A 20,826-nucleotide genomic window follows, 5' to 3' on the forward strand; every position below is an offset into this window, starting at 1 on the left:
GCCCTTTTGCCACGTCGGACCCAGCCTACCGCCGGGACGCGCGCCCGTGTGCGGCCGGCGGCTAGCCGGCCAGGAACGCGATGGCCGCCTGCTTGAAGGCCCTGCTGGTCACGGCGTTGGTGTGGTTCCTGCCGGGGAGAACCAGCTGCTCGGCGCTGGTTCCGGCCTTGGCGGCCAAATCGGCCAGCCCCGCCAGGCTGCCGAGCCGTTCGTCCAGTTCGCCGGCCACCAGGAGCAAGGGGACGTGCGGCACGGCTTCGGCGGGGTCGTAGGGCTCATCCTTGATGGCTTCCACCAGGGTCAGCAGGGCGAAGATGTTGTTGCTCGGCAGCAGCTGCGCCATCCGGAGCAGCCTGGCGGTGGACTCATCCGCGATCGGGGTGCCGTCGGCCAGGAAGTCCTGGGCGGCCACCAGGTCGAATTCCGCCAGTGGGTCGGCCATGTTGGGCCCGCCCAGCACCAGCCGGTGCACCAGTTCGGGCTGGGTGGCGCCGAATTCCCAGGCGAGCCGGGAGCCCAGCGAATACCCCACCACGTCCAGCCCGCTGGAAGGATTCCCGTCCTGCAGGGGGCGGGCCCCGGCGTCGAACGCTGCCTGCAGCAGGTCCGCGCGGATCCTGCTGGGGGAGTAGGAATCTCGGTCTTCCGGGGCGCCGCTGCGGCCGTGGCCCGGCAGGTCCACGGTGATGACCCGGCGGCCCGCATCCAGCAGCGCAGCCACCCAACCGGTGTCTTCCCAGTTCAGCTTGCTGGAGGACGAGAAACCGTGGATCAGCAGGACGGGCCTGAGGCCGGCGTCCGATGCCGGATCGTGGACAGCGACAAAAAGTTGCGGGTCGGTGCCCTCTACCGTGTGGTTGTGCTGGTTGCCGGTGTGCCTGCCGCTCATGGTTTCAGTCCTCATCAAGTACGGCGCTCAGGCGGACCCTGCGCTTCGGAGCCTCCTCCGCCTGCCCCGCCGAAGGTACGCACCACTTTACCCGGCTGCGGACTTGGCAGCTCAACAGCGGATTTACCGGTTTCAACCGCCAGGGCTGCGAGGGACTTCAACCGGGCAAGCTGGCACCCGCCCCGCCCAACTAGCTCGCAGTTGTTGTCGTTTTGAACCCCCAAAACGACAACAACTGCTAGTCAGTTGGGCTGGCGGGCGCCCCCGGTGAGCCGGGCGGCCAGCCAGCAGGCCGCAGCGATCCCCGCGATCAGCGTCAGCGTGCCGAAGAGCTGCACCCGGCTGCTCTCGGCGCTGAACCCCACAGCAAAGATCACGGCCAGCAGGACCAGGCCAAGGATGGTCAGGCCCGGGAAGCCCTTCATCCGCAGGGGCAGGGGAGTGCCCGCCCGGTCCGCACGGCGCCGCAGGACCAGCTGCGAAACCAGCGCGCTGCCCCAGACCACCAGGCAGGTGGAGCCCACCAGTTGGAACAGGGCCGGCAGGATCCGCTCCGGAAACAGCAGCTCCAGGACAGTCGCGATGAAACCAAACGCCACCGACACGCCCACGGCCGCCATGGGCACCCCGGCGCCGCGCAGCCGGGCCAGGAACCGGGGTGCTTCCCCACGGCCGGCGAGGGAGTACACCATCCGGGACGCGCCGTACAGGTTGGCATTCAATGCCGAGAGGAGCGCGACGACGGCCACCAGGGTGATGGCGGTGGCCGCCCCTGGGATCCGGGCGGCGTCCAGGACCCCCGCAAACGGGGAGGCCAGGGCCTCGGAGGTGGCGGGCAGGACTGCAGCGATCACCAGCACGGAACCGATGTAGAACACCAGGATCCGCCACACCACGGTGCGGATGGCCTTGCCGACGCTGTGCTCCGGGTCTTCGGTTTCGGCGGCGGCAACGGACACAATCTCGGTCCCGCCGAAAGCAAAAATCACCACAAACAGTGCCGCGGCCACACCTCCCAGGCCCTCAGGGGCAAAGTCGGTGGTGAGGTTGGCCAGGCCTGGCGAGGCCACGTCCGGGAGAAGCCCCAGGAGCAGGGCTGCGCCCACGCCGAGGAACAGGATGATGGCGGCCACCTTGAGGACGGCGAACCAGAACTCGAACTCGCCGAAGTTCCGGACGCCGGCGAGGTTGATGCCCGTGAACACCACCATAAACAGGAGTGCGAGGGCCCAGACAGGAACCACCGGCCACACGGAAAACAGCAGCCCGGCGGCGCCGAGTGCTTCAGCGGCAATAACCACCACCAGCTGCAGCCACCACAACCAGCCGATGGTGGCGCCGGCAGTCTTTCCCATGGCACGCTCGGCGTAGACCGAGAATGCGCCGATGTTGGGGTTGGCGGCAGCCATTTCGCCCAGCGCCCACATGACCAGGATGATCAGGGTGCCGGCCACCAGGTACGAGATGAGCACTGCCGGCCCGGCCGCTTGCACGCCGGCACCTGAGCCAAGGAACAGGCCCGCGCCGATGGCACTGCCCAGTCCCATCATGGTGAGCTGGCGGGGCTTCATGCTATGGCCCAGCTGGGGCTGTGGATGTGCCGGGGCGTGCTTCTCCGTCATGGGCTGCCTTCTTGGGTTCGGGGGGATCCTCGTGGGACCACTTGAATTTACCGCCTGAGCCCGTGCAGGCCGTACCGGGCGGACTGGCCGGCGCGAAACGATGGGTACAGAGGTCCGGCGAAACGGCCGGGCACCCGAAGCCTCCCGCCTCCCCGGTCCTTGTGCCGGACGCCGATTTCCCGGGCCGGACTCTGAACCCGGTGGTGGCTGCTGCATGACCGGCCGGGACTGCTGCCGGCAACATTTCGGTTTCGGGCCGTGGAGTCGTAGAATTAGTTCTAGTCAAAGTGACTTTAACTGATGAGGTGGCTCCGGAAGGAGGCGGTGGCAGCGATGTATTCGACCTCGGCAAACGTTTCCGAACGCCAGGCGGCACCGCCGGCACTGGCCATTTCCACGGTGATCTTCGCGCTCCGACCCAGCGAGAATTCCGGCCGGCCCACGCTGTGGCTGCCGCTGGTGCGCCGGATCCGGGAACCCTACAAGGACCAGTGGGCCCTTCCCGGCGGCCCCCTGAGCCAGGTCGACTCCCTGCAGGACGCGGCCGCGCGGAACCTCCGGGAAACCACCGGGTTGGCCCCCAGCTACCTCGAGCAGCTGTACGCGTTCGGTGGCCTGCACCGCTCGCCCACCCAGCGCGTTGTCTCGATCGTCTACTGGGCACTGGTGCAGCCCACCGAAGCTGCGCTCGCCGACGAATCCGAGAACGTCCGGTGGTTCCGGGCGGACCGGTTGGGCACGCTGGCCTTCGATCACAACGCCATCGTGGAGTACGCGCTCTGGCGGCTGCGGAACAAGCTCGCCTACGGCTCAGTGGCCTACCACCTGCTCGGGGAGTACTTCACCCTGGCCCAGGTCCGGGAAGTCTACGAGGCTGTCCTGGACCGCCAGCTGGACCCCGGCAACTTCCGCAGGCAACTCAAGGCGACCCCGGAAATCGAAGAAACCGGGGAATTCCTCCAGGGCGGGAAGCACCGCCCGCCACGCCTTTACCGCTTCACCGGCCGGCCCGGCCTTGACCCAGACAACAGGAGCACACCATGACCAGCGTCAACACAGCAATCCAGCTGATCACGCGCGAACAAGCTGAAAAGGGCGGCGCCGCTGAGCGCAGCACCTGCAGCCCGGCCCTCGCCAAAGGTCCCTGGGACTACGACCTTGCCGAAGCCCTCGCCGGCATTCCCGCCTACGGACCCGGCGCCTCCAGCGCCGACGCCGCACCCGCCGCCACGCCCCGCCAGGGCCAGCTGCCGGAGGAGTACAAAAAGGCCACCGATGCCGAACTGGCGGCCCGCATCCTCGCTGCGAAAGCCACGCTGGGCAACCGGGCCGTGGTCCTGGGCCACTTCTACCAGCGGGACGAGGTCATCCAGTACGCGGACTTTGTGGGCGATTCCTTCCAGCTGGCCAACGCTGCCCTGACCAGGCCCGATGCCGAAGCGATCATCTTTTGCGGGGTGCACTTTATGGCCGAAACAGCGGACATCCTCTCCACCCCCGAACAGGCAGTCATCCTGCCCAACCTCGCCGCCGGCTGCTCCATGGCGGACATGGCCGACGCCGGGTCGGTGGAGGAATGCTGGGAACAACTCACGGAAATCTTCGGCACCGAGCCCGACGCCGACGGCCGGGTCCCGGTCATCCCCGTCACCTACATGAACTCCTCCGCAGCGCTGAAGGCCTTCTGTGGCGAACACGGCGGCATCGTCTGCACGTCCTCAAACGCGAAGACCGTCCTCGAATGGGCTTTTGCGCGTGGACAGCGGGTGCTCTTCTTCCCGGACCAGCACCTGGGCAGGAACACCGCCAAGGCCCTGGGCGTGCCGCTGGAGCAAATGCCCATGTGGAATCCGAACAAGGACCTGGGCGGCAACAGCAGCGAGGCGTTGCAGGATTCCCGGGTCATCCTGTGGCACGGTTTCTGCTCCGTCCACAAGCGCTTTAACGTGGGCCAGATTGAAAAGGCCCGGCAGGACTTCCCCGGGGTGCAGGTCATTGTGCACCCGGAATGCCCCATGGAAGTGGTGGATGCCGCCGATTCCGCCGGTTCCACCGATTTCATCAAAAAGGCCATCTCCGCAGCCACGGAACCCACCACGTTCGCGATCGGCACGGAAATCAACATGGTGAACCGGCTGGCCGCCGAATACCCGCAGCACACCATTTTCTGCCTGGACCCGGTGATCTGCCCCTGCTCCACGATGTACCGGATCCACCCCGGCTACCTCGCGTGGGTCCTGGAGGAACTCGTGGCAGGGCGCGTGGTCAACCGGATCACCGTCGATGATGCCGTCCAGGCCAACGCCCGGACCGCGCTTGAGCGTATGCTCGCGGCCAGGCCATAATGCAGCGCCCGCCCCGCACTTCTGCCCGGCCGCTGGCCACCCGCCGGCTCGCCATCCTGGGCAGCGGCATCGCCGGGCTCTACGCGGCACTGCTGGCGGGCGATGCCGGCGCGGAGGTGGTGCTGCTGACCAAGGGCCGGCTGGATCAAAGCAACACCTGGTACGCCCAGGGCGGCATCTCGGCCGTCCTGGACCATCCCGCTCCCGGCGACACGGTGGCAGCGCACATCGCCGATACCCTGCAGGCGGGGGCCGGCCATTGCAACCGGGCCGCCGTGGAATTGATGTGCCGCGAAGCACGCCAGGACATTGCCGGGCTGGCACGCTACGGCGTCGAGTTTGATCCAGGGTCCGACGGCGGTCCGGCCCTTGGCCTTGAAGCTGCCCACAGTGCCCCGCGGATCCTGCACGCCGGCGGAGACGCCACGGGAGCCAGGGTGGCCGCCGCCCTGATCAGCGAAGTCCTCGCCCGGGAAGCCGGGGGCCAGCTGACCATCCTGGCCGGGGCCCACGCCACGGCGCTGCACCAGGCATGCGGCAGGGTGACAGGGGTGGACTACCTCCAGGCCGGACGTCCGGCCACCCTCGACGCCGACGCCGTGCTGCTGGCCACCGGGGGAGCAGGGCAGCTGTTCGCCCAGACCACCAACCCCGCCGTGGCCACCGCAGATGGCCTGGCGCTCGCCGTCCGCGCCGGGGCAGCTGTCAGTGACCTCGAGTTCTTCCAGTTCCACCCCACCTGCCTGGTCCAGCCGGGCAGCGCGGGCGGGCCCGGCTGCAGCGGCGATCCGCTGCTCATTTCAGAAGCCGTGCGTGGCGAAGGCGCACTCCTGGTGGACGGCAGCGGCCGCCGCTTTATGCGCGCCTACCACCCTGACGCGGAGCTGGCACCCCGCGACGTGGTCTCGCGCAGCATCGCCCTGCACCTGGCCAAACTTGGCGACCCCAACGGCCACATCTACCTGGATGCCCGCGGTATCGAAGCGGCCAAGGGCGCAGGGTTCCTCCGCCGCCGGTTTCCCACGCTCACCCAAAAAACCCTCGACGCCGGCATTGACTGGACCCGGGACGTGGTCCCCGTGGCGCCCGCCGCGCACTACTGGATGGGCGGCGTGGCCACGGACCTCTCTGCCCGCACCAGCCTTCCCGGGCTCTACGCGGCCGGGGAAGTTGCCTGCACCGGCGTCCAGGGCGCAAACCGCCTGGCCAGCAACTCCCTGCTGGAAGGGCTGGTGTTTGGCCGCCGCGCCGTCGAATCCTTCCTCTCACCCGGCCCGGCCTGGGCGCCGGCGGGGACCATTCCTTCGGCGCAGGCCTTTGGCACACCCGCCAAAGCGTCGCCCGGCCCGCAGGCAGCTGCAGGCGAGCCGTTTTCCCGGGAAGCGCTGCGGCGGCTGATGACCGCCAAAGCCGGCGTGTTGCGGAACGGACAGCTGCTGGCTGAGGCAGGCACGCTCCTGGCCGCCTGGGCCGCTGCGGTGCAACCCCTGAAAGTCCCCGCGGACGCTGATCCCCGCAGCCACGAGGACGCCAACCTGCTGCTGGCGGCGCAACTCCTGGTGGCCGGCGCCATCTCGCGGCGCGCCTCGGTGGGCGCGCACTACCGCAGCGACAGCACCGACGTCGACCATTCCCCCACCGCCGTCAGCCGGCGCCCGAAAGCGAGCCTTGTCCATGACTGATTCAACAGCCACCCTCCCGCAGGCCCCCGTCCGCGACATCCTGGAGCGCGCCTTCGCCGAGGACGCCCCCGCCGGCGACATCACCTCCCAGCTGCTCATTCCCGCCGGCGCCCGCGCCACGGCCGTCCTGAACGCCCGGGTGCCCGGGGTGTTCAGCGGCGCCACGGTGTTCCGCGACGCCATGCTGCTGGTTGATCCGGATACCCAGGTGCAGCTCCTGGTGCAGGATGGGGAAACGTTCGACGCCGGAACGCACCTCGCGCGGGTCAGCGGACGGGCCCGCTCGGTGCTGCTGGCCGAACGGGTGGCCCTCAACCTGGTCCAGCGGATGTCCGCGATCGCCACCAAAACCGCGGAGTTCGTTCGCCTTGTGGAGGGGACTTCCGCCCGGATCACAGACACCCGCAAAACCACGCCCGGACTGCGGATCCTCGAACGCCATGCGGTGAGGTGCGGCGGCGGGGCCAACCATCGGTACAGCCTCTCCGATGCAGTGCTCGCCAAGGACAACCACCTGGCCGTGATGACCGGGGGAGACCCCGCCCGGCTCACCGGCCTGCTGTTGGCGGCCAGAGCGCAGCTGGGGCACACCACCCACTTCGAGGTGGAGGTGGACAGCATGGACCAGATCGATCCCGTACTTGCGGCCGGGGTGGACACCATCATGCTGGATAACTTCACGGTGGAGGATCTGCACGCAGGCGTGACGCTGGTGGCCGGCCGGGCCCGTGTTGAAGCCAGCGGCAACGTGAACCTGGCCACCGTAGCGGACATCGCCGCCACCGGTGTGGACGTCATCTCCATCGGCGCCCTGACCCACACGGTGGCGGCCCTGGACCTTGGCCTGGACATTGAACTGACCGCGGGGTGAACGGGCTTTGATTTTCCTCGACGCCGCAGCCACCACACCGGTCCGGCGGGAAGTGCTGGAGGCCATGTGGCCCTACCTGACCGGCGAGTTCGGCAACCCGTCCAGCCACCACTCGCTCGGCGAATCAGCAGCTGCCGCTTTGGCCGGCGCCAGGGCTTCGGTGGCCAGCGCACTGGGCTGCCGTCCAGGGGAGCTGACGTTCACCTCCGGCGGGACCGAGGCGGACAACCTGGCCATCAAGGGGATCGCCCTGGCCAGGCAGGCCGCGGACCCACGGCTTAAACGGATCCTGATCAGCGCCATCGAACACCCGGCCGTCGAAGAGTCCGCCCGGTACCTTGAGCGGTTCCATGGATTCACCGTTGACGTGGCGCCCGTGGACGGAACCGGGCTGGTGACCCCGGAAGCCTTTGCGGGCTGCCTCCATCCCGGGACCGCTGTGGCCAGCGTGATGTACGCCAACAACGAGGTGGGTACTGTCCAGCCGGTGGCGGCACTGGCTGCGCTGGCGCACGGGCTGGACATCCCCTTCCACACCGACGCCGTCCAGGCCGCGGGGTGGCTGCCGCTGGACACCAAGGCCCTGGGCGTTGATGCCATGAGCATTTCCGGCCACAAGCTTGGCGCCCCCAAAGGCTGCGGCGTACTTTTTGTGCGGAGCCGGACCCGGCTGGAACCCCTTCTCCACGGCGGCGGCCAGGAACGGGGCCGCCGGTCCGGGACCGAGAACGTGGCGTCCGCCGTGGGCCTGGCCACCGCCCTGACAATGGCGAAGGCAGGACAGCCGGAGCGGTCCGGCCACGTGGCGGACCTGCGGGACGGGTTCATTGCCGCTGTACTCGCGGGGGTGCCTGGCGCAGTCCGCACCGGACATTCCTCGGAGCGGCTGCCATCGGTGGCGTCGTTCTGCTTCCCCGGGACCAGCGGCGAATCGGTCCTGCTGGACCTGGAACGCCAGGGGGTGGTGTGTTCCAGCGGTTCCGCGTGCGCTGCTGGTTCCGACGCGCCGTCGCCGGTGCTCACCGCCATGGGTTTCCCGGCCGCGGTGGCACAGACCGCGGTGCGGTTCAGCTTCGACGCCACCGTCAGCGCTGGCGACCTGGCGACCGCAGCGGAGGCCGTGGCCCGGGCTGTGGCCGGGGTCAGGAGCCTCGGTTCGGCCTGACCGCGGATTTTCCGGCTGGGGCCGGCACGCCGCTAGCGGTGCCGCGCCCGCCGGAAAATCCAGTGCCGCAGGAGCGTGAACCGGACGGCGGTGGCCAGGAACCCTGAGAGTGTGGTGGTGAGGAGCTCATCGCCCACCGTGGCAGCCGGATTCAGCCAGTGCAGGACGCCGAGGCTCCCACCCGTGATGACCAGCGCCACAACAATGACCACCAGCCCGTTCAGGTGGTCCCGGATCCTGCGCTTGCCGCCTTCAATCTTGAAGGTCAGGCGCCTGTTCAGGGCGGTGTTCAGCAGCGACGTCAGCACCAGGGCCACCGCATTGGCCAGCTGCGGACCCAGCCAGGGCCGCAGCAGCGCGTACAGGGCCAGCGACGCCGCGGTGCACAGGACGCCAACGCCGGAGAAGCGGATCAGCTGGCGGACCACCGGGAAGCGGAGGAGGCCCCGGTAGTGCCGGGTTGCTGGAAAGCTCCGGGTAGGCTGCTGCGTCGTTGTTTCCGCAGGCGCAGTGGTCGAATCCATCCGTTAAGCCTGACATATGTTCCGGCAGCCCCCGAACCATGCCTGACCGGACCATGCGGGTTACTGCGGCACGGGGCCGGGCCACGCCGATGCTGTCACCGGGTTGACCAGCTCGCCGATGCCCTCCACCCGGCACGCGACGGTGTCGCCGGGGGACAGGGGACGGCACTCGGCCGGAAACCCGGTCAGGACCAGGTCGCCGGGGTGGAGCGTCATGAACCCGGTCAGGTACACCAGGATTTCGTCCACTTTCCAGCCGAGGTCCGCCGTGCTGGCGGTTTCCAGCGCCTTCCCGTTGAGGACTACGCCCACGGCCAGGTCGGCCTCGTCAAGGCCGGTGGTGATCCATGGCCCGGCGGGCGTGAAGGTGTCCTGGCTTTTGGCACTGATCCACAGCGCGTCGGATTTCTGCAGGTCCCGGCAGGTGACGTCGTTGGCGATGGTAAACCCCAGGACTGCAGCACGGGCGGTAGCCAGCGTCAGGCCGCGGGATGTGGTGCCGATGACCACTGCCAGCTCGGCTTCCGGTTCCACCTGGCGCATCCCGGGTGCCAGTTCGATCGCAACACCTGGCCCCACCACGCTCGTGGCTGCTTTGTGGAAGGCCTGGGGCGGCTGCGCCCGTCCGGCCGGTCCCGTGTTGTGGGCCATGCCCAGCACGTTGGCCGGCGCGCTGGGGGCCAGGAAACAAAATGCGTCCCGCGCCACGGTTGCCCCCAGCTGCCAGCTGTCGCGCCACGGGCTTGATGCGTTGGCCGCCGAGCATGGAAAGGGCGTCCCGATGACCGTCCAGGTCCCGTCCCGGTCTGTCCAGTCCCCATCGGTCCCGGTTCCGGTGGCCGCGCTGGCCACAAAAAATTGTTCCGCGGCCGTTGCCGGGTCAGTGGGGCGTACGCGGGCAAGGCGGCGCGGGTTGGTGGTCATGGGCTCAGTACAGCTCGCCCACAGGGATGTCCACGGCCAGCCGGTTGGAGGGGCCGGCCAGCGGGCACGCCCAAGCCTCGTTGTAGGCGCACGACGGGTTGTACGCAAAGTTGAAGTCGAGTACGAACTCGGCGTCCGGTCCGGAGCCGCTGACGCCGTGGAAGGCGCCCTTGATGGTGTCCAGCAGGTACCGGCCGGCCCCGTAGCTGCCGCCGGGCTGGCCGGCGGTGGCGTCCCGGAACGGGACAAAAATTCCGCCGCCGTAACCCTGCAGCTTCCAGACGGCCAGCTGGCCCATTTCCGGCAGGTCGAACGTGCCCAGCCGGACAAAATGGACCGTCCCGTCGGTACCCGTCTCAACAGTCATCTCCCGGCCGGCGCCTTCTTTGGTGAGCGGCACATGGAACCGGTAGATGGGGTCGTAGTCAGCGGTCCGCAGGCCCGAAAAGTTTGATTTGTCGGCTTTGGTCAGTGCCGAGGCCGGATGGGTGGCAAACATCAGGTCGCGCTGGTGGCGCCAGTACGAGTGGGCTTCGGCCGGGTTGTCCGCAGAAATCCGGCGGACATTGTCGTACAGGGAATACGTCCGCAGCCGCCAGTCGGCAATGTCCAGGGCGGAGATGTCCGCCAGTGATTCCTCGGGTGCGCTGTGCTGGTCTTCCGCCATACCAAACAGCCTAGTGCCAGGGACGGCTGAAGACGTCCGACGGCGACACGCCCGGCAGGTGTCCGCTGTCCGGGCCTGCGGCACCGGCAAGCCGTGGCTCGCCTACACGCCGTCGGGTCACCCCGCGGACTAGGCTGGGGCGCATGAAGCGCGCGCCGGCTGCAAGGACAATGCTCGCGACGGCAGTTGCCGCCGCCGTGCTGGCTGGGTGTTCCGCCCCGTCGGCCCCGGCACCGGCCTGGACTGCCCAGCCGGAAGACCCTGCCGTAACGCAGGGCACTGCATCGCCGGATGGCACCGCGTCACCGGAAGGAACGGAGGCGGCATCAGCAAGCCCCTCAGCCACGGACACTGCCCGGCCGGTGGCCACCGCTGCGGTATGGAAGACATTTGCCGACGCCGGCCGGAAAGTCAGCTTCGACCTGCCGCAGGATTGGATCGCCCAGTCCGTGCCGCCGGCAGCGGGGACGCTGCCGGGCGCCCTGAAAATCGAGGTGAAGAAGCCCGACGGCACCTTTATGGCCGCCCTGCAGACCGGACTGCCGGCGTCGGCCGTTGACTGCCCTGAAGGATCCCGGAAACCGTACACCGTGATCAGCAGCGTGCCGGTGGACCTGCCGGCCCTGTCCGGTGAGGCCACCATCCCGCCACGCGTGGTGTTCCGGGTGATCCAGGGCTACCGGTATTTCGGTTCCTACGGGATCACCAACGTGGTGGGTGGAGCGGGCAACCTGGCCTGTGAACTGCGGAACACGGTGCGGGGGCCCGCGGCGATAGGCGACTACTCGTTCGGCGATGTGCCGGTGCTGAAGGCCTATGCAACGGATGAGTTGGTGGCCCCGGCCAAGGCCTTCGATACGTTGGCGCAGGCCGCCGCCTACGCCAATGAGGGGACTGAATTCGCCAACGTCCAGCGGATGCTAATGTCTCTGAAGGTTTCACCCTAGTCCCGCAGCCCGTGTGCCGGGACCCCGTTCACCTCCTGCCAACACCCCCGGAAGCGACATGGAACGTACTGTTACAGCACACCTGGTTTTCAAAACCGCCGCCAACACCAAAGTAGCCATGGCCGTCGCTGCGGCCCGCAACGATGGGTACTCATCCTTCGCGGAATCGCTGTCCGTGAGCAGCGGCGGCGGGGAGGTGCCACTGACCGAGGTGGCGGACCACCACGGCGGGCGGCTCCACTACATGGAGTTCACCGACCCGGCAGAGGTCACCGTGCACTATTCGGCCACGGTGTCCGGCCGGGCGCAGCCGGAAGAGGCAACCCTCGCGGACCGCATCCGTTACGTCAGGCCCAGCCGCTACGCGGAGTCGGACCGGCTCCTGCCCACCGCCTACGCGGAGTTTGGCCAGTTGCGGGACGGCGCCCTGCTGACGGCCGTCCGCAACTGGGTGCACGGGGAACTGCGCTACCTCAGCGGCTCCTCGCGCGGAACGGACGGCGCGGTGGAGACCCTCCTCAGCCGCCGCGGCGTATGCCGGGACTTCGCGCACCTGGCCATAGCGCTGCTGCGGTCCAAGGACATCCCGGCCCGGCTCGCCGCTGTCTACGCGCCCGGCCTGTACCCCATGGACTTCCATGCCGTTGCCGAGGCCTTTGTGGCCGGGGCCTGGCACGTGATTGATCCCACCGGACTGGCCCCGCGGGAGTCAATGCTCCGGATCACTGCCGGCCGGGACTCCGCAGACACCGCCTTCCTGTCCACCATCGGCGGCAGCCTGACGCTGAGCAGGATGCAGGTCACGGCCGTGGTCAACGGCGTCCTGCCGGTGGAGGACCCGGACCGCCTGCAGGTCCTGGGCTAGTGCGGTGGCAGCTGGCCCAGTGAGCTGCGGAGCTTGTCCGTCAGCCGTGCCAGTTCTTTCTGCTCCGCGGGGGTCAGCGCCGGAGTCACCAGCGCGGAGATGTCCCGGACGTGTTCGCGGCCGATCTCCTTCTGCAGGTCCCTGCCGGCATCAGTCAACCTCAGCAGGACGCCGCGGCCGTCCTCCGGGGCGGGCATCCGATCCACCAGCCCCCGCTTTTGAAGCCGCTCCACCAGCCGGCTGAGGCTTGACTGGCTCAAGAGGACATTGTCGTTGAGTTCGTTGAGCCGCAGCCAGCCGGAGGGGCAGCGGGACAGCGTGAACAGCACATCGTACTCGTTCAGCGCGAGCTGGCGGAAAGCCGGTCCCTGCTGCAGTTTCCGCATCACCGCCACCTGGGCCCTGAACAACGACTCCCAGGTTTCCGCAGCGAGACGGACCGGCGATTCCGGCTTTCCGCTGGACATTATGCGTCCGCGGTGGTTTTGGCCGCGTCCTTGGCAAGCTGCGCAGCCACGCGGTTGGCGTGGGTGGGCGGCTCGGGGACGTGGGCGGGCTTCTTGTCGGCGTATTCCTTGCGCAGGACGGGAAGGACTTCCTCACCGAACAGGTCCAGCTGCTCCAGGACCGTCTTCAGGGGCAGGCCGGCGTGGTCGATCAGGAACAGCTGGCGCTGGTAGTCGCCGAAGTACTCACGGAAGGTAAGCGTCTTCTCGATGACCTCCTGCGGGCTGCCCACGGTCAGCGGAGTCTGCGAGGTGAAGTCCTCCAGCGACGGGCCGTGGCCGTAGACCGGGGCGTTGTCGAAGTAGGGGCGGAACTCCTTGACAGCGTCCTGGGAGTTCTTCCGCATAAAGAACTGGCCACCCAGGCCCACGATCGCCTGGTCCGCAGTGCCATGGCCGTAGTGCTCGTAGCGTTCCCGGTACAGGCTGATCAGCTGCTGGTAGTGCTCTTTTGGCCAGAAGATGTTGTTGGCGAAGAACCCGTCACCGTAGTACGCGGCCACCTCGGCGATCTGCGGCGTGCGGATGGAGCCGTGCCACACAAACGGTGCCACTCCGTCCAGGGGCCGGGGCGTGGAAGTGAAGTTCTGCAGCGGGGTGCGGAACTTCCCGGACCAGTTCACGGTGTCTTCGTCCCACAGCTTGCGCAGCAGGCTGTAGTTCTCAATGGCCAGCTCCACCCCGTCCTGGATGTTCTTGCCGAACCAGGGGTACACGGGAGCGGTGTTGCCGCGGCCCAGGACCAGGTCCACGCGGCCATCCGCGAGGTGCTGGAGCATCGCGAAGTCCTCGGCGATCTTGACGGGATCATTCGTGGTGATCAGCGTGGTGGCTGTGGAGAGCGTAATCCGCTCCGTCTGGGCGGCGATGAAGGCCAGCGTGGTGGTGGGGGAGGAGGAGAAGAACGGCCGGTTGTGGTGCTCGCCGATGGCGTAGACATCCATGCCGATTTCCTCGACTTTTTTGGCGATGGCCACCGAGGCCTTGATGCGTTCGTTTTCGGTGGGGATCCGGCCCGTGACGGGGTCCGGGGTGATGTCGCTGACGCTGAATACACCGATTTGCATGATGTGCCTTTCCGATCCTGGTCTTGCTGGCTTGGTTCCAGTGTAGTCCAAGATAGATGCATTTGCATCTATCACCCTCTGTAACGCGATGCCGTCCGGAATATTCCCTGTCCCGCCGCGTGGCAGCCAGGGGTTAACGCAACAGGCCCGCACCGGATCTCCGGTGTGGGCCTGCTTGATTCCCGCCGCTATTCGGGGCTGCCGGGGGCCGCCCGGCGGCCGCTGACCTTGGGCACCATACCGGTGGTCCAGTCATTGAATTCATTGTCCACACGGGCGCCCGCCCGGTAGTCCGGCCGCTGGCGGAGGTCCTTCAGCAACTGTTTCCTTTCCCGTCGGCCTTCCACCAGCCGGTACAGCACCGGGACAAGGACGAGGGTCAGCGCGGTGGAGGAGATGAGCCCGCCAATCACCACCACGGCAAGGGGCTGCGAGATGAAGCCGCCGCCGCCGGTGAGCCCCACGGCCATGGGCGTGAGCGCAAAGACGGTAGCCAGGGCCGTCATCAGGATGGGCCGCAGCCGCTGCCGGGCACCGTGCGTGATGGCATCGGCCACGCTCATTCCGGGCCGGCCGTCGCGTGGCTGGCGGTATTGGTTGATCAGGTCGATCAGGACAATCGCATTGGTCACCACAATGCCCACCAGCATCAGCATGCCGATCAGCGACGGCAACCCCAGCGGGACCCCCGTCAGGAGCAGCAGCGCCACGGCGCCGGTGGCGGCAAACGGAACGGAGACCAGCAGGATCAGCGGCTGGATCAGCGACTTGAACGTGGCCACCATGATCACGTACACAATGGCGATCGCGGCGAGCAGTGCCAGCCCCAGCTGCTGGAATGATTCGGCCTGCTGGGTGGTGGCCCCGCCGATTTCGGCAGTCACCCCGGCGGGAAGCTGCACATCGGCCAGGCGGGCCTGGACTTCGGTATTCACGGCACCAAGGTTGGATCCCGACGGCGTCACGGACACCCGCGCGGTCCGTTGCCCGTTGCTGGCGGTGATGGAAACCGGCACGTCCACCTGCTCCACGGCTGCCACGCTGCCCAGGGTCACCGTTCCGGGGCCCGCCGGCAGGGGAATGTTCCGGACGGCATCGATGCTGGTGAACTTGGTGCCCTGGCCGATCCGGACCGGGAAATCGTTGGTGTCGATCCGCACCTCGCCGGCGGGGACGGGGCTGATGGTAGCGGCGAGGACGCCGGCCACCTGTTCCTCGTTCAGTCCGGCTGCAACGGTTTTGGTGCGGTCAACCTTCACCTGCACCACCGGCTGGCTGGCCGCAAGGTTGGTTGCCACTTCGCTGGTTCCCGGCACACCCGTCATTGCCGCCACCATCGCGTCGCTGGCGGCCTGCAGGTCCGCCGTGGTGGCGGCCTTGAGGGTGATGTCCACGGTGGAGGACGTGCCAAACCCGCCCTGCTGGGTGCCCACGGAGACCTTGCCGGAATCGGGGAGCTGTGTGAGTTCGGAGCGGACCGTCTCCTGCAGCAGCTCCTGGTCGGCTTTCTCGTCGGTGACCACCGTGAAGGTGGAATTGGACGACCCGCTGGAGGTCAGGGCGGCAAAACCGGCGGTGGCGTTGCCGGAAGTGACCTGGACATCCTTGATGCCGTCGATGCCCCGGAGGACCGTCTCCAGCCGGATGGCCGCCGCGCTGGTTTCCGCCAGGCTGGTGCCGGCGGGGAGCACCTGCCGGACAGTGAGGCTGTTCTGGCCGGAGTTGCCCAGCAGGTTGGTGGCCAGCAGTGGCGTCATGGCGCCGGTGGCGCCCAGGACCAGGACGGCCGCCACCAGCGTGATGACGGGGTGTTTCTGGGTTTTGTTCAGGATGGGAAGGTAGCCGCGTTGGAGCCTGCTGCGCTGTTCGCTCTCCAGCGCCTTGCCGCGTGCCTCGGCTGCCTGTGTACGGGCCGTTGGTGAGCCGGCCACGGCACCCACGGCAGCGGCGCCTGGATTCTTCAGGAACCAGTAAGCCAGGACGGGGACAATGGTCAGGGACACCAGCAGGGAAGCCAGCAGCGCCATGGTGACCGTCAGGGCGAAGGGCCGGAACAGCTCGCCGGCGAGCTCACCCACAAAGGCGATGGGCAGGAACACCGCCACTGTGGTCAGGGTTGAGGCGGTGATGGCCCCGGCCACTTCCCGGATGGCGGTCAGGATCGCCGTGACCTTTTCCTCGCCGTAGCTCAGGTGACGTTTGATGTTCTCGATCACCACGATGGAGTCATCCACCACCCGGCCGATGGCAATGGTGAGGGCGCCAAGGGTCAGGATGTTCAGGGAGTAGCCGGTGGCCGACAGGCCAATGAAGGTGATGAGCAGCGAGAGCGGGATGGACACCGCAGTCACCAGGGTGGAGCGTGCCGACATCAGGAACACCAGGATGACAGCCACCGCGAACCCCAGGCCCAGCAGGCCTTCGGTGGTGAGGTCTTTGATGGACTTTTCGATGAAGGGCGCCTGGTCAAACACAGGCGTGAACTTGGCATTGGAGCCCAGTTCGGCCTCAAGGTCCGCCAGGGTGTCGCGGACAGCGTGGGAGATGCCCACAGTGTCGCCCTCGGGTTTTTTGGTGACGGAGACGGCAAGGGTTTCGGCACCGTTGGTCCGGGTGATGGAGGTGCGCTCGTCATCCTTCAAGGACACGTCCGCCACCGTACCGATGGTGGCAGCACCCTTGGCGCCGGAGAGCGGCAGCGCCTTGATGGCGTCCAGGGAATCCACCGGGCTGCCGATCTGCAGGGACAGGGTCTTGCCCTGCTCCTGGACGGTCCCCACGGGTACCAGGGCCCCGTTGTTCGCCAGGGCGTCCCGGATGGCGGTGATTCCCGCGCCCGCAGCGGCCAGGTCATCCTGCCGGGGCAGGATTTCGATGTGTTGGGTGGCGCCGCCGGTCACGTCGGCGCCACGGACGCCGTCGATCTTCTGCAGCCGGGGTACGCTCAGCCGCAGCAGGTCGGCGTTGAGCTCGCTCAGGGACTTGTCCGAGGAGACGGCCAGGAACACGATGGGGAAGTCGCTGATGCTGCCCGCAATGGCCTGGGGCTGGACATCGTCCGGCAGGGACCGCTTGGCGTTGGAGATGGCCCTGTCGATCTGGTTCCGGGCCCGGTCCAGGTTCGACCCGTACGTAAACACCAGGCTTATCTGGGACACACCATTGCGGGAGGTGGAGGACGTTGATTCCAGGCCCTCCACCCCGTTCAGGGCGGTTTCCAGCGGGCCGCTTACCTGCTTGTCCACCACCTCCGGCGAGGCCCCGGGCATGGCCGTCAGCACCGTGATCTGCGGGAACTCAATTGATGGAATGAGTTCCTGCTTCAGCGACGTCATGGTCAGCACGCCGAAGACGGAGGCGAAAACGGTGATCAGTGCGATCAGGGCACGGTTTGCAAGTGAAAGGTGCGCCAGCCGGAACATCGCATGGTCTCCTGTGGGTTGGGGAACGGGAACGGACCCTGCGGTGCCTGCGCTGACCTGGGGTCAGCGGCCGGCGGAAACGCCTTCCAGCTGCAGCGAGGACGCCGTGGCCATCTCGAGTTCGGCGGCGAGCTCCGGGTTCTCGTCAAGCTTGACGCCGTAGCCGGGCATCATTTCCTTGAGCTTGCCCTGCCAGCCCTTGAAGTTCTTGGGGAACGTCTTATGCAGCAGTTCGATCATGATGGGAACAGCGGTGGAGGCTCCGGGCGAGGCACCCAGGAGGGCGCCGATGGAGCCGTCGCGGCCGGCGATCACTTCAGTACCGAACTGGAGGATGCCGCCCTTCTGTGGATCCTTCTTGATGATCTGTACACGCTGGCCGGCGGTGATCAGTTCCCAGTCGCCGTCCTTGGCTTCGGGGTAGTACTCGCGCAGGGCCTCGACCTTGTCGCCGTGGCGCTTGGCCACTTCCTTAACCAGGTAGGCGGTGAGGTCCATGTTGTCCTTGGCCACGGCCAGCATCGGAATGATGTTGCTGGGCCGGATGGACAGGGGCAGGTCCAGGTACGAGCCGTTTTTCAGGAAGTTGGTGGAGAAACCGGCGTACGGGCCGAACAGCAGGGAGCGCTTGCCGTTGACGTACCGGGTGTCCAGGTGCGGGACGGACATGGGCGGGGCGCCTACGGAGGCCTGGCCGTACACCTTGGCGCTGTGTTGGGCGGCGATGTCCTCATCGGTGCAGCGGAAGAACTGGCCGGAGACGGGGAACCCGCCGTAGCCCTTGCTCTCGGGGATCCCGGAGGCCTGCAGGAGGTGGAGTGCGCCACCGCCCGCGCCCACAAAGACGAACTTGGCGTGGATCTTGCTGTGTTCCCCGGATTTGGGGTATTTCAGCGAAAGGTCCCAGCCGCCGTCGGACGCCTTGGAAATCCCGGTGACGGAATGGCCGTAGTTGATTTCGACGCCGTTGTTCCCCAGGTACGTGGTCAGCTCACGGGTGAGTGCACCGAAGTCGACGTCGGTCCCCTCGGCTGCACGGGTTGCGGCAACGCGCTGCTTCGGGTCGCGGCCCTTGACGATCAGCGGTGCCCATTTGGCGATCTGCGCGTGGTCCTCGGAGTACTCCATGCTGCGGAAGAGCGGGTGCGGCTTCAACGCCTCATAGCGGGTCTTCAGGAATTTGGTGTGGTCCTCGCCGATCACGAAGCTCATATGCGGCACGGTGTTGATGAAGCCCTTGGGGGAGCCGATCAGCTTCTGGTCCACCAGATGGGACCAGAACTGCCGCGACAGCTGGAACTGTTCGTTGATGACCAGCGCCTTCGACGGGCTCACCGAACCGTCCTTGGCCGCGGGCGAGTAATTCAGTTCGCAGAGGGCGGCGTGGCCGGTGCCTGCGTTGTTCCACGGATCCGAGCTTTCCAGCCCCGGCTCGTCCAGGCGTTCAAACAGCGAAACGGTCCAATTGGGTTCCAGCTGCTTGATGAATGCCCCGAGCGTGGCGCTCATGATGCCACCGCCGATCAGGACAACGTCGGCATGGTGGGTCTTGGAAATGAAAGTCACGATCAGTCTCCGATTGCAGCGGCTCTGGCTGTCACAGAATATCCCCGGTCTGCCTACATACTGAAATTGGGGCAGCGCGTCAAGGCTTCAGTTGGACCTTTGTAAAAACTTCGTTTAAGACAGGGGACGCCGGATAGCTGACCACACGGTCCGAGAGGGCCAGGGCGGAGATGGGGAAGGCGATGGGCACGGCCGGGACCGTCGCAGCGATCTGGTCATTGATGGTGTGATACTGCTCATCCCGTTCCTCCCCCTCGGGCATGCTGCGGGCCCTGTTGATCTTGGAGAAGACCTGCGGGTCCTGATAGCCGAACTCGCCGTTCTTCTCCCCGAACAGGGGTCCAACAAAGTTTTCCGCGTCCGAATAGGAGCCGTTCCAGCCGAGCAGGTGCAGGGCATGGTCGCCGGGGGACTGGACCTTCTGGAGGTAGCCCTCGGACCACTCCACGGGAACGGGCCGGATGTTCAAGCCGGCAGCGGTCAGCTGCCGGCTGATCTCGGCGTACACCTTTTCCGGCGTGGGGAGGTAGGGCCTGGTGACGTTCAAGGGGTAGTAGAACTTCAGTTCTTCCCCGGCGTAGCCTGCGTCCTTCAGGTACTGCTTGGCCTTGGCAAGGTCGTGCCCAAGTTCCGGTGCGTTGTTGTTGAAGCCGCTGATTTTGGGCGGCACGAACTGGGTGGCCTTGGCCGTGTTGTCGATGAAGAACCTGCGGATCAGGGTCTCCTTGTCGATGGCCAGCTCGATCGCCTGGCGGACTTTGAGGTTTGCCAGGATGCCGACTGCCTGGTTCATGCCCACGTACATCACAGAGAACGGATCGCGCTGGACGATCTGCTTGCCGCGCTTGACCAACTGGTCAAAGTTGCCCACGGTCACGGCGTCGTAGCCGTCGATTTTGCCGTCCAGCAATGCCTGGAGGCGGGTCTGCGGGTGGTCGTAGGCCATAAAATTGATGGTGCCGATCTGGCCGCGGTCCCCCCAGTAGGAGGAATTGGTGACCAGGGTAACGCTGCCCTCGTCCCAGCTGCTGAGGCTGAACGGGCCCGTACCCACAGGGTTGGTGCCGAAGGCAGACAGCGGCTGGCCGCTTTTCTGCCGGTCCAGGACGTTGGCGTTGCCGGCGGCCAGGGCAGCGGGGGACGCGATGGCGAACGCGGGCAGTGTCAGGGCCTGCAGGAACGCGGTGAACCGCTGGGTCAGGTCCAGCTGCACGGTGTCCGCTGCCAGGGCCGTGCAGCTTTTGAAGATGGACAGGTCCGGTTCATCGGCGTGGGCCTTGAAAACACCCTTGAACGAGCTGCCGGGCGCCTGCCGCTGCAGGTCCGGGGAGAACGCGAACCATCTGTTGAAGTTGGTGCACACGGCTTCCGCGTCAAAGGGTGTGCCGTCGTGGAACGTGACACCGCCGCGGAGTTTGAAGGTGTAGGTCCGGCCCTCGTTGGATTCGGTCCACTCGGTGGCGAGCAGGGGCGTTGGTTTGCCGGTGGTCTGGTCCACGCCCACCAGGCCTTCGAGGATCTGGCGGGTGATGCGCTGCGACTCAACATCGCTGGATAATGCGGGGTCGAGCCCCAGGGGCTGCGCGGCCGTGCCGAAGTTGAAGGTGGCGCCGGGTTCAGCGGCAGCGGCGGAGCTGGGGGAACCCGACGACGGCGACGGGGACGGGACGCCCGTGCATCCGGTCACACCCAGTGCCAGGAGGAGGGCGCCGCTTTTGATCACCGTCCGCCGGGAAGTACTGCTGGGCACTCGTTTATCACCTC

At 67.1% G+C, this 20,826-nt stretch carries 17 protein-coding genes; 7 read left to right on the forward strand and 10 right to left on the reverse strand.

Features of this window, described 5'->3' with window-relative positions:
* Positions 1-61: 61 nt before the first annotated feature.
* Positions 62-889, reverse strand: a complete 828-nt coding sequence (locus QRN07_RS09925) for an alpha/beta fold hydrolase (RefSeq protein ID WP_050685511.1) — start codon at positions 887-889, stop codon at positions 62-64.
* Positions 890-1,131: 242 nt separating this feature from the next.
* A complete protein-coding gene (locus QRN07_RS09930; RefSeq protein ID WP_285240963.1) occupies positions 1,132-2,511 on the reverse strand; it encodes an amino acid permease in 1,380 nt (459 codons plus the stop codon).
* Between the two features lie 333 nt (positions 2,512-2,844).
* On the opposite strand from QRN07_RS09930, the gene QRN07_RS09935 reads away from it, so the two are divergent.
* The 5 genes from QRN07_RS09935 to QRN07_RS09955 are packed head-to-tail and all read left to right on the forward strand — an operon-like array spanning position 2,845 to position 8,574.
* Complete coding sequence (locus QRN07_RS09935; protein WP_285240964.1) at positions 2,845-3,555, forward strand: NUDIX hydrolase; 711 nt, start codon at positions 2,845-2,847, stop codon at positions 3,553-3,555.
* Positions 3,552-4,856 carry a quinolinate synthase NadA gene (gene nadA / locus QRN07_RS09940; RefSeq protein ID WP_285240965.1) on the forward strand — a complete coding sequence of 435 codons (1,305 nt, stop codon included), beginning with the start codon at positions 3,552-3,554 and terminating at the stop codon, positions 4,854-4,856. Before QRN07_RS09935 ends, nadA begins: the two co-directional genes overlap by 4 nt.
* Positions 4,856-6,538 (forward strand): L-aspartate oxidase, encoded by a 1,683-nt coding sequence (nadB, locus tag QRN07_RS09945; protein WP_285240966.1) that lies wholly within the window; start codon positions 4,856-4,858, stop codon positions 6,536-6,538. Before nadA ends, nadB begins: the two co-directional genes overlap by 1 nt.
* Positions 6,531-7,409 (forward strand): carboxylating nicotinate-nucleotide diphosphorylase, encoded by an 879-nt coding sequence (gene nadC / locus QRN07_RS09950; RefSeq protein WP_050685506.1) that lies wholly within the window; start codon positions 6,531-6,533, stop codon positions 7,407-7,409. The genes nadB and nadC overlap by 8 nt, the downstream gene beginning before the upstream one ends.
* A 7-nt stretch (positions 7,410-7,416) precedes the next feature.
* The gene (locus QRN07_RS09955) at positions 7,417-8,574 is read left to right on the forward strand and encodes a cysteine desulfurase family protein (RefSeq protein WP_050685505.1); all 1,158 of its coding nucleotides are present in this window, start codon (positions 7,417-7,419) and stop codon (positions 8,572-8,574) included.
* Between the two features lie 32 nt (positions 8,575-8,606).
* Here QRN07_RS09955 and QRN07_RS09960 read toward each other — a convergent pair whose 3' ends face one another.
* From QRN07_RS09960 to QRN07_RS09970, 3 genes are read right to left on the reverse strand one after another with little or no spacing between them, the layout of a single operon-like run.
* Positions 8,607-9,098: a GtrA family protein gene (locus QRN07_RS09960; protein ID WP_050685504.1), complete on the reverse strand. Its 492-nt coding sequence runs from the start codon at positions 9,096-9,098 to the stop codon at positions 8,607-8,609.
* 60 nt (positions 9,099-9,158) lie between these two features.
* A complete protein-coding gene (locus QRN07_RS09965; protein ID WP_285240967.1) occupies positions 9,159-10,022 on the reverse strand; it encodes a fumarylacetoacetate hydrolase family protein in 864 nt (287 codons plus the stop codon).
* A gap of 4 nt (positions 10,023-10,026) precedes the next feature.
* A complete protein-coding gene (locus QRN07_RS09970; protein WP_050685502.1) occupies positions 10,027-10,689 on the reverse strand; it encodes a DUF1684 domain-containing protein in 663 nt (220 codons plus the stop codon).
* 143 nt (positions 10,690-10,832) lie between these two features.
* Between QRN07_RS09970 and QRN07_RS09975 the strand changes: the two genes are divergently transcribed.
* Complete coding sequence (locus QRN07_RS09975) at positions 10,833-11,636, forward strand: hypothetical protein (RefSeq protein WP_285240968.1); 804 nt, start codon at positions 10,833-10,835, stop codon at positions 11,634-11,636.
* 58 nt (positions 11,637-11,694) lie between these two features.
* Positions 11,695-12,501, forward strand: a complete 807-nt coding sequence (locus QRN07_RS09980) for a transglutaminase-like domain-containing protein (protein WP_050685500.1) — start codon at positions 11,695-11,697, stop codon at positions 12,499-12,501.
* Here QRN07_RS09980 and QRN07_RS09985 read toward each other — a convergent pair.
* The 5 genes from QRN07_RS09985 to QRN07_RS10005 form a co-directional block, all read right to left on the reverse strand.
* Positions 12,498-12,968 carry a MarR family winged helix-turn-helix transcriptional regulator gene (locus tag QRN07_RS09985; RefSeq protein WP_285240969.1) on the reverse strand — a complete coding sequence of 157 codons (471 nt, stop codon included), beginning with the start codon at positions 12,966-12,968 and terminating at the stop codon, positions 12,498-12,500. The two genes, QRN07_RS09980 and QRN07_RS09985, sit on opposite strands and share 4 nt — an antisense overlap.
* Positions 12,968-14,074 carry an LLM class flavin-dependent oxidoreductase gene (locus QRN07_RS09990; RefSeq protein ID WP_050685498.1) on the reverse strand — a complete coding sequence of 369 codons (1,107 nt, stop codon included), beginning with the start codon at positions 14,072-14,074 and terminating at the stop codon, positions 12,968-12,970. The genes QRN07_RS09985 and QRN07_RS09990 overlap by 1 nt, the downstream gene beginning before the upstream one ends.
* Positions 14,075-14,262: 188 nt before the next feature.
* Positions 14,263-17,496 (reverse strand): efflux RND transporter permease subunit, encoded by a 3,234-nt coding sequence (locus tag QRN07_RS09995; RefSeq protein ID WP_285240970.1) that lies wholly within the window; start codon positions 17,494-17,496, stop codon positions 14,263-14,265.
* A 63-nt stretch (positions 17,497-17,559) separates the two neighbouring features.
* Positions 17,560-19,062 carry a malate:quinone oxidoreductase gene (locus QRN07_RS10000; RefSeq protein WP_285240971.1) on the reverse strand — a complete coding sequence of 501 codons (1,503 nt, stop codon included), beginning with the start codon at positions 19,060-19,062 and terminating at the stop codon, positions 17,560-17,562.
* Positions 19,063-19,141: 79 nt separating this feature from the next.
* Positions 19,142-20,812, reverse strand: a complete 1,671-nt coding sequence (locus QRN07_RS10005) for an ABC transporter substrate-binding protein (RefSeq protein ID WP_197273560.1) — start codon at positions 20,810-20,812, stop codon at positions 19,142-19,144.
* Positions 20,813-20,826: the final 14 nt, after the last annotated feature.

This window comes from Pseudarthrobacter sp. MEB009 (genome assembly GCF_030208875.1).
Classification (GTDB): domain Bacteria; phylum Actinomycetota; class Actinomycetes; order Actinomycetales; family Micrococcaceae; genus Arthrobacter.

Excerpts from the sequence above, each read along its gene's own strand:
- QRN07_RS09925 (WP_050685511.1), bottom strand. The coding sequence starts at position 889 with ATGAGCGGCAGGCACACCGGCAACCAGCACAACCACACGGTAGAGGGC.
- QRN07_RS09930 (WP_285240963.1), bottom strand. The coding sequence starts at position 2,511 with ATGACGGAGAAGCACGCCCCGGCACATCCACAGCCCCAGCTGGGCCAT.
- QRN07_RS09935 (WP_285240964.1), top strand. The coding sequence starts at position 2,845 with ATGTATTCGACCTCGGCAAACGTTTCCGAACGCCAGGCGGCACCGCCG.
- nadA (WP_285240965.1), top strand. The coding sequence starts at position 3,552 with ATGACCAGCGTCAACACAGCAATCCAGCTGATCACGCGCGAACAAGCT.
- nadB (WP_285240966.1), top strand. The coding sequence starts at position 4,856 with ATGCAGCGCCCGCCCCGCACTTCTGCCCGGCCGCTGGCCACCCGCCGG.
- nadC (WP_050685506.1), top strand. The coding sequence starts at position 6,531 with ATGACTGATTCAACAGCCACCCTCCCGCAGGCCCCCGTCCGCGACATC.
- QRN07_RS09960 (WP_050685504.1), bottom strand. The coding sequence starts at position 9,098 with ATGGATTCGACCACTGCGCCTGCGGAAACAACGACGCAGCAGCCTACC.
- QRN07_RS09965 (WP_285240967.1), bottom strand. The coding sequence starts at position 10,022 with ATGACCACCAACCCGCGCCGCCTTGCCCGCGTACGCCCCACTGACCCG.
- QRN07_RS09970 (WP_050685502.1), bottom strand. The coding sequence starts at position 10,689 with ATGGCGGAAGACCAGCACAGCGCACCCGAGGAATCACTGGCGGACATC.
- QRN07_RS09975 (WP_285240968.1), top strand. The coding sequence starts at position 10,833 with ATGAAGCGCGCGCCGGCTGCAAGGACAATGCTCGCGACGGCAGTTGCC.
- QRN07_RS09980 (WP_050685500.1), top strand. The coding sequence starts at position 11,695 with ATGGAACGTACTGTTACAGCACACCTGGTTTTCAAAACCGCCGCCAAC.
- QRN07_RS09985 (WP_285240969.1), bottom strand. The coding sequence starts at position 12,968 with ATGTCCAGCGGAAAGCCGGAATCGCCGGTCCGTCTCGCTGCGGAAACC.
- QRN07_RS09990 (WP_050685498.1), bottom strand. The coding sequence starts at position 14,074 with ATGCAAATCGGTGTATTCAGCGTCAGCGACATCACCCCGGACCCCGTC.
- QRN07_RS09995 (WP_285240970.1), bottom strand. The coding sequence starts at position 17,496 with ATGTTCCGGCTGGCGCACCTTTCACTTGCAAACCGTGCCCTGATCGCA.